Raw genomic sequence first — 13,318 nt, 5'->3', positions numbered from 1 at the left:
CGCTACCACCCGGCAGTTGACGCGGCAGGAGGACCTCAGGAGGCGCTGCGCTCGACCCGGCGGCGTTTGATGGTGCGGAAGCGGCGGGCGACCTGTCGGGCGAGGTCGGCGGCGCCGACCAGGCCGGCCTCGTTGCCGAGGGCGGCGTGCACGATGGTGGCCTCGGGGCGGAAGCCGCGACCGGTGAGGGTGCGGCGGAAGGTGTCCCGGGCCGGGCCGAGCAGCAGGTCCCCGGCCTCGGAGACGCCGCCGCCGACGACGAAGCGGCCCGGGTCGAGCGCGGCGGCCAGGTTGGCGATGCCGACGCCGAGCCAGGTGCCGACCTCGTAGAGGAGTTCGGTGGCGGTCGGGTCGCCGTCCCGGGCGGCCTCGGTGACCAGTGGTCCGGTGATGCCCTCGACGGTGCCGCCGGCCCGGGCGAGCAGCGGCTGCACCACCGGGGACTCCTCGGCGACGAGCTCGCGGGCGTCGCGCACCAGTGCGTTGCCGGAGGAGTACTGCTCCCAGCAGCCGCGGTTGCCGCACGGGCAGCGGTGGCCGCCGGGCAGCACCTGCATGTGCCCGAACTCGCCCGCCAGGCCGTACTTGCCGCGGTCGACGTAGCCGTCGCGGACGACGGCGCCGCCGATGCCGGTGCCGAGGGTGAGCATCACCATGTGGTCCTCGCCGCGCCCGGCGCCGAAGCGCCACTCGGCCCAGGCGGCGGCGTTGGCGTCGTTCTCGACGATCACCGGGAACCGCAGCCGTTCGCTGAGCGCCTGCTTGAGCGGCTCGCCCCGCCAGTTCAGGTGCGGGGCGAACAGCACCGTGGAGCGGTCGGCGTCGACCCAGCCGGCCGCGCCGATGCCGACCGCGTGGACGTCGTGCCGGTCGGCGAGCTCCAGCACCAGCTCGACGATGACGTCCTCGACGACCTTGGCGCTCTTGCTCTTGTGGGGGGTGTCGGTGCGCAGCTTCTCCAGCACCTTGCCCTCGCCGTCCACCACCCCGGCGACCACCTTGGTGCCGCCGATGTCGACGCCGATGGTGGGCAGCCGCAGTATCCCGGCGGGCAGGGCGCGGCGCCGGCGCTCGGCCCGCGGGCCGAGGCCGAGGAGGTTGGGCAGGACGGCCGGCCGGGTGCTGCCTTGGGGGCTGTTCACGGCTTCGGACGCTCCTCACGGGGCTCGGGGTCAGTGGGTCGGGCCAGCTCGTGCGAGAGCTCGGCGAGGTCGGAGCCGCCGGCCATCTCGGTGGTGAGCTGTTCGAGGCCGATCTCGGCACGCGGGTGGCTGCCGGCCATCCGGCCCCGCTTGAGCAGGGTGAAGTGGTCGCCGACCAGGTACGCGTGGTGCGGGTTGTGGGTGATCAGGACGACCCCGAGCCCGGCGTCGCGGGCGGCGGTGACGTACTTGAGCACCACCCCGGACTGCTTGACGCCGAGCGCCGCGGTCGGCTCGTCCAGGATCAGCACCTTGGCGCCGAAGTGGACGGCCCGGGCGATCGCCACGCACTGGCGCTGGCCGCCGGAGAGGGTGCCGATCGGGCGGTCGACGTCGTGCAGGTCGACGCCCATCCGGGCGAGCGCCTCGCGGGTGGTGGCGCGCATCCCGTCGGCGTCCAGGCGCAGGCCGCCCCAGCGGCGGTGGCCCTGCTCGGAGCCGAGGAAGAAGTTGCGCCAGACCGGCATCAGCGGGACGACGGCGAGGTCCTGGTAGACGGTGGCGATGCCGCGGTCCAGGGCCTGGCGCGGGGAGGCCAGGCGGACCTCCTCGCCGCCGATGCGGTAACGGCCCTCGTCGTGCTGGTGCAGCCCGGCGATGATCTTGATCAGGGTGGACTTGCCGGCCCCGTTGTCGCCGAGCACGCAGCTGATCTCGCCGGCGTGCAGGGTGAGCGAGACGTCCTCCAGGGCGCGGACGGTGCCGTAGGTCTTGCCGACGCCCTCCAGCGCGAGCAGTTCGCTGTTCATCGCGGCCCCCGTTCGGCCTGGCGCTTGACGTAGGCGTTCAGCAGGGCGGCCAGCAGCAGCATCGCGCCGAGGAAGAACTTGAACCAGTCCGGGTTCCACTGGGCGTAGATGATCCCCTTGCTGGCCATGCCGAAGATCAGCGCGCCGAGCGCGGAGCCGACCACCGAGCCGTAGCCGCCGGTGATCAGGCAGCCGCCGATGACGGCCGCGACGATGTAGATCAGCTCGTTGCCGACGCCCTCGCCGGACTGCACGGTGTCGAAGGAGAACAGCAGGTGCTGGCCGAGCACCCAGGCGCCGAAGCCGACGCCGAGGTAGAGCAGCGTCTTGGTGCGGGCGACCGGCACCCCGACCGCGCGGGCGGCGGCCGCGTCGCCGCCGACGGCGAAGATCCAGTTGCCGAAGCGGGTGCGCAGCAGCACCCAGCTGCCGACCGCGAGCAGGCCGAGCCACCACCAGACGGTGGCCTTGACGGTCAGCCCGCCGACGGTGACCTCGGAGGCGAATAGCCAGCGGCAGGCGGCGAAGCCCTCCATGTCGGAGATCGGCTTGGTGGAGACCGTCCCGGAGACCAGCTTGGTGACGCCGAGGTTGGCGCCGGTCAGCATCAGGAAGGTGCCCAGGGTGACGATGAAGCTGGGCAGCCTGGTGCGGCCGAGCATCCAGCCGTTGAAGGCCCCGACGGCGAGGGTGGCGGCGAGCGAGACCAGCACGCCCACCCAGGTCACCGCGGTGAACTGGTAGGAGACCATCGAGGAGGTCAGCGCGGCGGTGGTGACCAGCACACCGGCCGACAGGTCGAACTCGCCGCCGATCATCAGCAGCGAGACCGGGACGGCCATGATCCCGATGGTGGACGCCGCGTAGAGCACGGTACCCAGCGAGGCGACCCGCAGGAAGGGTTCGGCGGCCAGGGCGAACACCGTGAAGACCGCGACGGCGGCGATCAGCGAGCCGAGCTCGGGGCGGGCCAGGAGCCGGCGCAGTGCGGCCGGGCGGTCCTGGGCGAGGACGTCGGTGGTGCTCACCTCGTCCCCCTCGCGACGTACTCGGCGAGCGCGTCGGCGTCGTCCTTGGTCAGGATCTGCGGGCCGGTCGCGACGGGCTTGCCGCCGCCGAGCATGTCCAGGTTGGACTTGTACAGCCAGAGCAGGTCGACGCCCTCGTAGCCCTGCAGGTAGGGCTGCTGGTCGACGGCGAAGCCGACGCTGCCGGACTTGAGCCCGGACACCACCTGCGGTCCCAGGTCGAAGGTGTCGAGCTCGACGGCGCGGTGGACGTCCTGGACGGCCTGCAGACCGGTGGCCGCCATCGGGCCGGAGAGGGTGAGCACGGTGTCGATGGCCGGGTCGGCCTGGAGCTTGGCGGAGATCGCGGCGCGGGCGTCGGGCATGTTGACGCCGTCCACGTACATCACCTGGAAGGCGCCGGCGGCCTTGGACCGGGCGCCGGAGCAGCGCTGCTCCTGGCCGACGTTGCCCTGCTCGTGGATGACGCAGAGCACGTTCTTGCGGCCGCGGCCGGCCAGCTCGGTGCCGGCCGCCTGGCCGGCGGTGGACTCGTCCTGGCCGATGTGGGTGAGGGCGCCGAACTTCGCGGAGTACTCCTGGCCGGAGTTGACGGTGATCACGGGGATGCCGGCGGCCTTGGCCTTGCCGAGGACGTCGGCCATCGCGTCGCCCTTGGCGAGGGTGACCAGCAGGCCGTCGACCTTCTGGTCGATGGCGGCCTGGACGAGCTGGACCTGGTTCTGGGTCTGCGCGTCGTTGGAGTACAGGAAGGTGATGTTGTCCTTGGCGGCGGCCTGCTCGGCGCCCTTGCGCACGCTGTCCCAGAAGGCGTCGCCGGCTCCCGCGTGGGTCACCATGGCGACTTTCCAGCGCGGGGTGGTGACGGCGCTGCCGGCGGAGGCCGCGGCCTTGGCGCGGGCCTCCTCGGCGCGTCTGCCTCCGGTACTGCTGCAACCGGCCGCGGTGACCGCGAGAGCCAGGACGGCGCAAACGGGCCAGAAGCGGCGGGACGGGCGAAAGCGGGTTGTGCTCATCCCCATAGTCTCTCTGCCCGGCCCGCGCGCTCACGCACCGCCTCGCCCGGCGGCGTGCGCCGCCCGGGAGGTAAGGTGCCCCGGGGGACCTTTCCTGGAAGTTCGCTGGACATCTCGTCCGGACGACGGCCGTCCGGGTGGCAGACTAAGCGCCGACCCGAAACAGGAACATCCCGGAAACGTGATGTTCCTCTCAGGTTCCGCACAGATTTGGATGGCAACCGATCATCGGTTCCCCGCCGTCTGATGCCATTGGAGTGCGTTCGGGCGAGTGGGGCCCGGGCGGCCAGCAACCCGGATACGAGAACTTGATGCAACTGACAGGTACGCCATTCCTCATCCTCACCGTCATCCTGGTGCCGGTGTCCATCACGGTGGCGCTGCTGTTCTGGGGGAAGGTCCGCGGATCGAACCCGGTGCGGATCCTGTCCCGACTGGTCATGATCATGTTCTGCCAGGTCACGGCCGTGCTGATGGTCTTCGTGATGGTCAACAACGCCAACCTGATCTACGGCAACTGGGACGACCTGCTCGGCACCGGTGACCACGTCCGGGCCGTGCCCTCGCTCCCGCCGGCCGAGCCGGGCGCCCCCGCCGGCAACCAGGGCGGCGACGCCGCCAAGCAGCCGCCGAAGATCACCCAGAAGTTCGCCGGCGTGAACGACCCCGCCGTTCCCAACGACGTCCAGAAGACCGAGCTCAAGGGCCAGGTGTCCGGGGTCGACGGCGAGGTGCTGGTCTGGCTGCCGCCGCAGTACAACGACCCGGCGTTCAAGGACAAGAAGTTCCCGGTGGTCGAGCTGATCCCCGGCTACCCGGGCTCCTCCTCCACCTGGTACGGCACCCTCAAGGTCTCCGAGCAGCTCAAGCCGCTGATGCAGCAGGGCAAGGTCGCCCCCTTCATCCTGGTCTCGCCGCGCACCCTGCTCCTCGGCAACCACCAGGACGCCGGCTGCACCGACATCCCCGGCAAGATCAACGCCGACGCCTGGATCACCCGGGACGTCCCGCAGATGGTCCTGGACAACTTCCGCGCCGACCCCTCCTCGGACCGCTGGGCGATCGCCGGCTACTCGGCCGGCGCCCACTGCGCGGCCAAGCTGTCCCTGGCGCACCCCAACCGGTACCGGGCCGGCATCTCGATGTCCGGCTACAACGACCCGGCGGCCGAGTCGGACTCCCTGGTCGGCAAGGACCCGAAGCTGCGCGAGGCCAACAACCCGATCACCATCCTGAAGACCGCCCAGACACCGCCGAAGGTCAACCTCTTCATCAGCGGCAAGAAGGGCGACGGCCTGGAGGACGCCCAGGCGATCGCCGCGGCGGCCAAGGAGCCGACCAAGGTCCAGGTCCAGGAGAGCAACGGCCCGCACACCACCGAGCTGTGGAAGACCATGGTGCCGAGCGTCTTCGAGTGGCTGACCGGGGTCATCCCGGCGCAGTAACCACGACCGCAAGGAGGAGGGCCCGCCGCGACTGCTCGCGGCGGGCCGTCCTCGTACGCGGGCCGCCCTGGTCTCGGGCCGTCCTCGTACGCGGGCCGTCAGGCCAGTTCGAGCGCCAGGTAGAAGTCCACCCGGTCCTCCAGCCGGGAGAGGTCACGGCCGGTCAACTCCTCGATCCGGCCGATCCGGTAGCGCAGGGTGTTGACGTGGACGTGCAGCTGCGCGGCGCAGCGCGTCCAGGAGCCGTCCGAGCGCAGGAAGGCCTCCAGGGTGCGGACCAGGTCCGCCTGGTGCTCGATGTCGTACGCGATCACCTTGTCCAGCAGCCGGCTGCGGAAGGCCCGGCGGACCTCGTCCGGGACTGCCGCCAGCAGCAGCACGTGCGAGGCCAGCTCCTCGGGGCCGGCCACGCAGACCCGGCCGACCCGGGCGGCGGCGATCCGGCGGGCGTGCCGGGCCTCCTCCAGGGCGCCGCGCAGGCCGCCGGCCTCGGAGGCGGGGGCGGAGACGCCGAGGGTGATCCGGCCCTCCGAACCGAGGCCGGCCTCCAGCGGGGCGAGCAGGTCGCGCAGGGTCTCGGCGGGCACCGAGCCCTCCAGGACGGGCAGCACCACCACGGCGCCCGAGCCGGCCCCGGCGACCAGGGCGCGGTCGGTGGTGCCGCCCAGTGCCTCCTCCAGGACGGCGCGCACCGCGCCCTCCGGCAGGCCGGTCCCCTCGGCGCTGAGCACCAGCCAGGAGGCTTCCGGGGCCTGGGGTTTGGGCTCGGGGCTCTCGTAGCGGGCGGCCATCGCCGAGGAGGCGTACAGGGTGCGGCTGATCTCGGCCGGGTCGGCGTCGCGCTGCAGCAGGGTCAGCACCTCGTCGGCGAGGCGGCGGCGCAGCCGGCGGCCCTCGTCGCGGCGGTGGCGCTCGGCGGCGACCAGGCGGGCCAGGTTCTCGGCGAGCTGCTGGCGCTTGGTGGTCCACTCGGTGACGTCGCCGGCCACGGCGAGCACCCAGTCGGCGAGCGGCGTCTCGTGCTCGGCCGAGACCGGGGCGGGCAGCAGCGAGTAGGAGCCGCCGGCCAGGCGGGCCCGGTGCGGGGGGCGGCGGCGCTGGCGCTGGGCACCCAGATGGGCGCGGACCAGCTGGTCGCGGTCCTCGGCCGGCAGGCGGTCGGCGGGGCCGGCGATCACCGCGCCGGTGGGGGTGAGCACCCAGCAGTCGAGGTCGAGGTCGCCGCCGAGCAGGTCCAGCACGGCGTCCAGCCCGCCGCCACCGGCCGCCGAGACCAGCAGGCGGTGCCGGTCGACGAGGGCGGCGAGGTCCGCGGCGCGGTCGGCGGAGACCTGGCGGCCGATGAACTCGGTGACGGTGCCGAAGGCGATGTCGTCGGGGACGGCCAGCAGCGGCATCCGGTGCCGGCGGCAGGCCTCGACCAGGTCCTCGGGCACCGGGCCGACCTCGGCCTCGCCGGCCGCCAGGGCCACCGCGCCGCCGGCCGCGAGGGTCCGCACGAACCGCTCGGAGTCGGCCGGGCCGGTGCGCCACAGCATGCCGGTGAGCACCAGTTCGCCGCCGTGCAGGTAGCGGCCGGGGTCGTGCAGGTCCGTGGTCATGACGCCGCTGACCTGCCGGTCCAGCTCGTCCTCGGCCGCGAGCAGGCGCAGTCGCGGGGCGCCGGGGGCGAGCAGGTCACGGACACGCATCCGCGGACTCCTTACAGGGGCTGAGGGTGGGGTGGGGCTGAACGTGGGAGGCCCGAGCGTTCGGTCCGGGGGTCACAGTGTGCCCGAACATCCGTGCTTGGCGTTACGTCCGGGCGGGCGGCCGGATCACGGGCCCATCGCTTGCGAATCACGGCCGGATTACGGTCGTAGGTAGCACCTGGTGAACACCTGGGCTGCGCGATTGTCCTCCTTAGAGGAACGTACAGGATGCCGGGCGGGAGCACAGCCGGGGCTTCATGCCATCGGTGACTGCCAGCGGGCCCCGCCGCGGCGGTTCACTGGGCCACACGCCGCCGGACACAACCCGGTGACCGGGGCCCGACGCGGAGGCGACGAAGCGGTATGAGAGGTCCGAACACCGAGTTCCGGGCACTGTGCCCACCCGTTCGGCAGGCGACGACTTGAGGAGACACCCGCATGGAGTTCCTTCGGCCCGCTACCTGGGACGAGGCACTCGCGGCGAAGGCTGAGTACCCGACCGCGCTGCCCATCGCGGGCGGTACGGACGTCATGGTCGAGATGAACTTCGACGTGCACCGGCCATCCGCGATTCTCGATCTGAACCGCATCACCGAGCTCACCCAGTGGTCGAACGACGGCGGCGTCGTCAGACTCGGCGCCTCCGTCCCGTACGCCCGGATCATCGACGAGCTGTCCGGGCCGCTGCCCGGGCTGGCGCTGGCGGCCCACACCGTCGGCTCGCCGCAGATCCGCAACCGCGGCGGCGTCGGCGGCAACCTCGGCGCGGCCTCCCCGGCCGGCGACTCCCACCCGGCGCTGCTGGCGGCCGGCCGGGACGTGTTCGTCGAGGCGGCCTCCGTGCGCGGCACCCGGCTGATCCCGATCGACGACTTCTACGTCGGTGTGAAGCGCAACAGCCTGGCGGCCGACGAGCTGATCCGGGCCGTGCACATCCCGGTGGCGGACGGCCCGCAGCAGTTCTCGAAGATCGGCACCCGCAACGCCATGGTGATCGCGGTCTGCGCCTTCGGTTTCGCCCTTCACCCGAAGGACGGCACCGTCGGCACCGGCATCGGTTCGGCCGCCCCCACGCCGCGCCGCGCCGTCGAGGCCGAGGAGTACCTGCGGGGCGTGCTCGCCGAGCGCGGGCTCTGGGAGTCCGGCGACCTGCTGGGCACCGAGGTGATCCAGCGCTTCGGCGAGCTGGTCAAGGCCGCGGCCTCGCCGATCGACGACGTCCGGGGCACCGCCGACTACCGCCGGCACGCGCTGGCCGTGATGGCCCGCCGCACCCTCACCTGGACCTGGAACGACTACAGCAAGCAGATCAGGAGCGCGGCATGAGGGTGACGTTCACCGCCAACGGCAAGCCGGTCGAGGCCGACGACGTCTGGGAGGGCGAGAGCCTCCTGTACGTGCTGCGCGAGCGGGTCGGCCTGCCGGGCTCCAAGAACGCCTGCGAACAGGGCGAGTGCGGCTCCTGCACGGTCTACCTGGACGGCGTACCGGTCTGCAGCTGCCTGGTCGCGGCCGGCCAGGTGCAGGACCGCGAGGTCCGCACGGTCGAGGGCCTGACCGACGAGAACGGCGAACTGGGCCTGGTCCAGCAGGCGTTCGTCGACGCCGGCGCCGTCCAGTGCGGCTTCTGCACCCCCGGCCTGCTGGTGCAGACCGACGCGCTGCTGGACCAGGACGCCCAGCCGAGCGACAACGACATCCGCGAGGCGCTGTCGGGCAACCTCTGCCGCTGCACGGGCTACGAGAAGATCATGGACGCGGTGCGGCTGGCGTCCGCCCGCAAGTGCGCCGGCAAGGGGGCTTCGGAATGAGCGAGCGAAGCGAACGAATCATCGAAGGGTGCGCATTGTGCGAAGCGCCCGCCGAGCGCAGCGAGGTGGCCGCATGAGCGCTCGCACCATCCAGGGTCAGAAGAACCTCCAGAACATCAACCAGGCGTCCAAGGACGGCATCGGCGGCTCGCCGCTGCGCCCGGACGGCAACCTGAAGGTCAAGGGCGAGTTCGCGTACTCCTCCGACATGTGGCACGAGGACATGCTCTGGGGCACGGCGCTGCGCTCGCCGCACCCCCGCGCCACCATCCTCTCGGTGGACATCTCCGAGGCGCTCAAGGTGCCCGGCGTCTACGCCGTCCTCACCCACCAGGACATCCCGGGCTCGAAGTACTACGGCCTGGAGATCCAGGACCAGCCGGCCCTGGCCATCGACAAGGTCCGCTACCACGGCGAGGCGATCGCGCTGGTCGCGGCCGACCACCCGGAGACGGCCCGCCGCGCGGTGAAGAAGATCAAGGTCGAGTACGAGGTGCTCACCCCGATCGTCACCGAGGAGCAGTGCCTCGACCCCGGGACGTACGGCTACGTGCACGAGCCGCACGAGTACAAGTCGCACGCGTACGGCAACATCTGCCACGAGCAGCGGCTGGTCTCCGGCCTCGGCGTGACCGACGAGGTCCGCGCGCTGGCGGACGTCATCGTCAGCGGCGACTACGAGGTCGGCATGCAGGACCAGGCCTTCCTCGGCCCCGAGTCCGGCCTCGCGGTGCCCGCCGAGGACGGCGGCATCGACCTCTACGTCGCCACCCAGTGGCTGCACGTGGACCGCGAGCAGATGGCCCCGGTGCTCGACCTGCCCGAGGAGAAGGTCCGGCTCACCCTGGCCGGCGTCGGCGGCGCCTTCGGCGGTCGCGAGGACATCTCGATGCAGATCCACGCCTGCCTGCTGGCCCAGCACACCGGCAAGCCGGTCAAGATCGTCTACGCCCGCGACGAGTCCTTCTACGGCCACGTGCACCGCCACCCTGCGAGGATGCACTACGAGCACGGCGCCACCCGTGACGGCAAGCTGGTCTTCGCCGACTGCCGGATCGTGCTGGACGGCGGCGCGTACGCCTCCGCCTCGCCCGCCGTGGTCGGCAACGCGGCCTCGCTCGGGCACGGCCCGTACGTGATCCCGAACGTGAAGATGCACGCCATCGCGCTCTACAGCAACAACCCGTCCTGCGGCGCGATGCGCGGCTTCGGCGCCGTCCAGGCCGCGTTCGGCTACGAGTCGCAGATGGACAAGCTGGCCGCCGAACTCGGCCTGGACCCGGTCGAGTTGAGGCAGCTCAACACCATGTCGGAGGGCGACTACATGCCCACCGGCCAGCAGATCGACTCCCCCGCCCCGGTCGCCGACCTGCTGCGGCGCGCCAAGGAGATGCCGCTGCCGCCGCCGCTGGACACCGCGCACCTGGACGTGCGCCAGCTCCCCGGCGCGCTGTCCAACACCTCGCACGGCGAGGGCATCGTGCGCGGCGTCGGCTACTCCGTCGGCATCAAGAACGTCGGCTTCTCCGAGGGCTTCGACGACTACTCCACCGCCCGGGTGCGCCTGGAGGTGATCGGCGGCGAGCCGGTCGCCATGGTGCACACCGCGATGGCGGAGGTCGGCCAGGGCGGCGTGACCGTGCACGCCCAGATCGCCCGCACCGAGCTGGGCGTCGAGCAGGTCACCATCCACCCGGCCAACACCGAGGTCGGCTCGGCCGGCTCGACCTCCGCCTCGCGCCAGACGTACATGACCGGCGGCGCCGTGAAGCTGGCCGCCGAGGCGGTCAAGCGGGCGCTGATCGAGAAGGGCCGCCGCCGCTACGGCTGGACCCACGACGACATCACGCTGGCCGGCGGGAAGGTCGTCTCGGCCCGCTCCGGGGCGCTGGTCTCCATGGTCGACCTGCTCGGCGACGAGGCCATCGACCTCACCCGCGAACACCACCACCGCCCGACCGTCCCGTTCGACAAGGAGACCGGGCAGGGCTTCGGCCACGTCCAGTACACCTTCTGCGCCAACCGCGCGGTCGTCGACGTGGACGTCGAACTGGGCCTGGTCAAGGTGGTCGAGCTCACCGCCGTCCAGGACGTCGGCAAGGCGCTCAACCCGCTCTCCGTCGTCGGCCAGATCCAGGGCGGCTGCACCCAGGCGCTCGGCCTCGCGGTGATGGAGGAGATCATCGTGCGGGACGGGAAGGTGCGCAACGCCTCCTTCACCGACTACCTGATCCCCACCATCCTGGACACCCCGCCGATCCCGGTGGAGATCCTCGAACTGCCCGACCCGCACGCCCCGTACGGGCTGCGCGGCGTCGGCGAGGCCCCGACCGTGTCGGCGACGCCGTCGATCGTGGCCGCCATCCGCAACGCCACCGGGCTGGCGCTCAACCGGATCCCGGTCCGGCCCGAGCACCTGACCACGGAACTCCCGGGCTGACAGCGGGACTTCAACCTCCCCGGGGCGGCGACCGTCTTCCCCGCCGCCCCGGGGCCGCACCACCCGTGCGCCACCTTCCGTCGCACCACCTTTGCGCCTTCTGTCGCACCACCCTCTGTCGCACCACCTCTGCACCTTCTGTCGCACCGCACACGCACGCACCATCCGCTGCCTCTCCCACGCCGGGGTTCTGCAGCGGTGCGCACCACCCACGCACCGCGGGCACCGCCACAGAGCGTGCCTCCCAGTGAGTCGAACAGTCCCCCTGCGCCAACCTCGTTGACTGGCGATCAGGTCGGCTCGCCCACCCCAACCCCCTTTGACACTTGGGAGTGGACATGACCCGGATCCCCACGGAACCCGGCCCCACCGAAGACAGACCCCTCAGCGAAGACGGGCCCCTCAGCGAAGACGGGCCCGCCGAGGCCGACACCCCCACGTCGGCCCCGCACGCACGACCGAGGAACGCGGTCGACGCGTACTTCAGGATCTCGGCCCGGGGATCGACGCTCGCCAACGAACTACGGGGTGGCCTCACCACCTTCATGGCGATGGCGTACATCATCCTGCTCAACCCGCTCATCCTGAGCGGCGCGGACGTCACCGGCGTCAAGCTGGACCACGCCGCGCTGACCACGGCCACCGCCCTCGCGGCCGCCGTCACCACGATCCTGATGGGCGTGGTCGGCAACGTGCCGCTGGCCCTCGCCGCCGGCCTCTCGGTCTCCGGCGCGGTCTCCGCCCTCGTCGTGCCGCACACCACCTGGCCGCAGGCCATGGGCCTGTGCGTCATCTACGGCCTGCTGATCGTGCTGCTGGTCGTCTCCGGCCTGCGCGAGAAGATCATGAACGGCATCCCGCTGCCGCTCAAGCACGCGATCACCATCGGCATCGGCCTGTTCGTCACGATCATCGGCCTCTACAAGGCCGGGTTCGTGCACACCGGCGGCCCCACCCCGCTCTCCCTCGGCCCCTTCGGCGAGCTGTCCGGCTGGCCCGTCCTGATCTTCTGCGTCACCCTGCTGTCGATCTTCGTGCTGATGGCCCGCAACGTCCGCGGCGCGATCCTGATCGGCATCGCCGGCGGCACCGTGCTCGCGGTGATCGTCAACAAGGTCGCCCACGTACCGGCCGAGGCGTGGAAGAACTCCGTCCCGGTCTGGCCCGGCAGCCCGGTCGCCGCGCCGGACTTCAGCCTCTTCGGCCACGTCGACCTGTTCGGCGCCTTCGGTGGCAAGGGCATGGGCGCGATCAGCGCCTCGGTCGCCGTGTTCACCCTCGTGCTGGCCGGCTTCTTCGACGCGATGGCCACCATCATCGGTGTCGGCACCGAGGCCGGACTGGCCGACAAGCAGGGCCGGATGCCCGGCCTCTCCAAGGCGCTGTTCATCGACGGCGCCGGCGGCGCGGTCGGCGGACTGGCGGGCGCGTCCGGCCAGACGGTCTTCGTCGAGTCCGCGACCGGCGTCGGCGACGGCGCCCGGACCGGCCTCGCCTCCGCCGTCACCGGCGGACTGTTCGCCCTGATGCTGTTCTTCTCGCCGCTCGCCGGCATCGTCCCGGTCGAGGTCGCCTCCGCCGCCCTCGTCGTCATCGGCGCGATGATGATGAGCCAGGCCCGGCACATCGACTGGTCGGACCGCGAGGTCGCCATCCCGGCCTTCCTCACCTGCGTCCTGATGCCGTTCACCTACAGCATCACCGCGGGCGTCGCCGCCGGCGTCATCTCGTACACCGTCATCAAGGCCGGCCAGGGCAAGTGGCGCGAGCCCGGCCTGCTGATGTGGATCCTCACCGCGGTCTTCGTGGTGTACTTCGCGCTCTCCCCGGTCAAGTCCTGGCTCGGCGTGAACTGACCTGCGTCAAGCGGTACCGCCGCCGTACGGGATCGTTTCCCGTACGGCGGCACCTCCCGTACGACGGCGTGTCCCAGGCG

At 71.8% G+C, this 13,318-nt stretch carries 10 protein-coding genes; 5 read left to right on the top strand and 5 right to left on the bottom strand.

What is annotated here, in order from left to right:
* Window positions 1-35: 35 nt before the first annotated feature.
* From P3T27_RS17625 to P3T27_RS17610, 4 genes are read right to left on the bottom strand one after another with little or no spacing between them, the layout of a single operon-like run.
* Window positions 36-1,142 carry an ROK family glucokinase gene (locus tag P3T27_RS17625; RefSeq protein WP_280679457.1) on the bottom strand — a complete coding sequence of 369 codons (1,107 nt, stop codon included), beginning with the start codon at window positions 1,140-1,142 and terminating at the stop codon, window positions 36-38.
* Entirely contained in the window at window positions 1,139-1,951 is an 813-nt protein-coding gene (locus P3T27_RS17620; RefSeq protein ID WP_280679455.1) for an ATP-binding cassette domain-containing protein, read from the bottom strand. Before P3T27_RS17620 ends, P3T27_RS17625 begins: the two co-directional genes overlap by 4 nt.
* Complete coding sequence (locus tag P3T27_RS17615; protein WP_280679453.1) at window positions 1,948-2,979, bottom strand: ABC transporter permease; 1,032 nt, start codon at window positions 2,977-2,979, stop codon at window positions 1,948-1,950. Before P3T27_RS17615 ends, P3T27_RS17620 begins: the two co-directional genes overlap by 4 nt.
* Window positions 2,976-3,995 (bottom strand): sugar ABC transporter substrate-binding protein, encoded by a 1,020-nt coding sequence (locus tag P3T27_RS17610; RefSeq protein WP_280679451.1) that lies wholly within the window; start codon window positions 3,993-3,995, stop codon window positions 2,976-2,978. The genes P3T27_RS17615 and P3T27_RS17610 overlap by 4 nt, the downstream gene beginning before the upstream one ends.
* 311 nt (window positions 3,996-4,306) lie before the next feature.
* Between P3T27_RS17610 and P3T27_RS17605 the strand changes: the two genes are divergently transcribed.
* Window positions 4,307-5,440: an alpha/beta hydrolase-fold protein gene (locus P3T27_RS17605; RefSeq protein WP_280679450.1), complete on the top strand. Its 1,134-nt coding sequence runs from the start codon at window positions 4,307-4,309 to the stop codon at window positions 5,438-5,440.
* Window positions 5,441-5,538: 98 nt separating this feature from the next.
* On the opposite strand, the gene P3T27_RS17600 is transcribed toward P3T27_RS17605, so the two are convergent.
* On the bottom strand, window positions 5,539-7,131 hold the full coding sequence (locus P3T27_RS17600) for a PucR family transcriptional regulator (RefSeq protein WP_280679448.1): 1,593 nt from the start codon (window positions 7,129-7,131) through the stop codon (window positions 5,539-5,541).
* Window positions 7,132-7,569: 438 nt separating this feature from the next.
* On the opposite strand from P3T27_RS17600, the gene P3T27_RS17595 reads away from it, so the two are divergent.
* From P3T27_RS17595 to P3T27_RS17580, 4 genes are all read left to right on the top strand, one after another.
* Complete coding sequence (locus P3T27_RS17595) at window positions 7,570-8,457, top strand: FAD binding domain-containing protein (protein WP_280679446.1); 888 nt, start codon at window positions 7,570-7,572, stop codon at window positions 8,455-8,457.
* Entirely contained in the window at window positions 8,454-8,942 is a 489-nt protein-coding gene (locus P3T27_RS17590; protein WP_280679444.1) for a 2Fe-2S iron-sulfur cluster-binding protein, read from the top strand. The genes P3T27_RS17595 and P3T27_RS17590 overlap by 4 nt, the downstream gene beginning before the upstream one ends.
* 73 nt (window positions 8,943-9,015) lie before the next feature.
* Window positions 9,016-11,382, top strand: a complete 2,367-nt coding sequence (pucD, locus tag P3T27_RS17585; RefSeq protein WP_280679442.1) for a xanthine dehydrogenase subunit D — start codon at window positions 9,016-9,018, stop codon at window positions 11,380-11,382.
* Window positions 11,383-11,714: 332 nt separating this feature from the next.
* The gene (locus P3T27_RS17580; RefSeq protein ID WP_280679745.1) at window positions 11,715-13,238 is read left to right on the top strand and encodes an NCS2 family permease; all 1,524 of its coding nucleotides are present in this window, start codon (window positions 11,715-11,717) and stop codon (window positions 13,236-13,238) included.
* Window positions 13,239-13,318: the final 80 nt, after the last annotated feature.

Source organism: Kitasatospora sp. MAA19, from assembly GCF_029894125.1.
GTDB lineage: Bacteria > Actinomycetota > Actinomycetes > Streptomycetales > Streptomycetaceae > Kitasatospora.
This window is presented reverse-complemented; position numbering and strand designations above follow the sequence as displayed.

What these genes read in the sequence shown, in the direction of transcription:
- P3T27_RS17620 (WP_280679455.1), bottom strand. Translation starts at nt 1,951, where the DNA reads ATGAACAGCGAACTGCTCGCGCTGGAGGGCGTCGGCAAGACCTACGGC.
- P3T27_RS17610 (WP_280679451.1), bottom strand. Translation starts at nt 3,995, where the DNA reads ATGAGCACAACCCGCTTTCGCCCGTCCCGCCGCTTCTGGCCCGTTTGC.
- P3T27_RS17605 (WP_280679450.1), top strand. Translation starts at nt 4,307, where the DNA reads ATGCAACTGACAGGTACGCCATTCCTCATCCTCACCGTCATCCTGGTG.
- P3T27_RS17600 (WP_280679448.1), bottom strand. Translation starts at nt 7,131, where the DNA reads ATGCGTGTCCGTGACCTGCTCGCCCCCGGCGCCCCGCGACTGCGCCTG.
- P3T27_RS17595 (WP_280679446.1), top strand. Translation starts at nt 7,570, where the DNA reads ATGGAGTTCCTTCGGCCCGCTACCTGGGACGAGGCACTCGCGGCGAAG.
- P3T27_RS17590 (WP_280679444.1), top strand. Translation starts at nt 8,454, where the DNA reads ATGAGGGTGACGTTCACCGCCAACGGCAAGCCGGTCGAGGCCGACGAC.
- pucD (WP_280679442.1), top strand. Translation starts at nt 9,016, where the DNA reads ATGAGCGCTCGCACCATCCAGGGTCAGAAGAACCTCCAGAACATCAAC.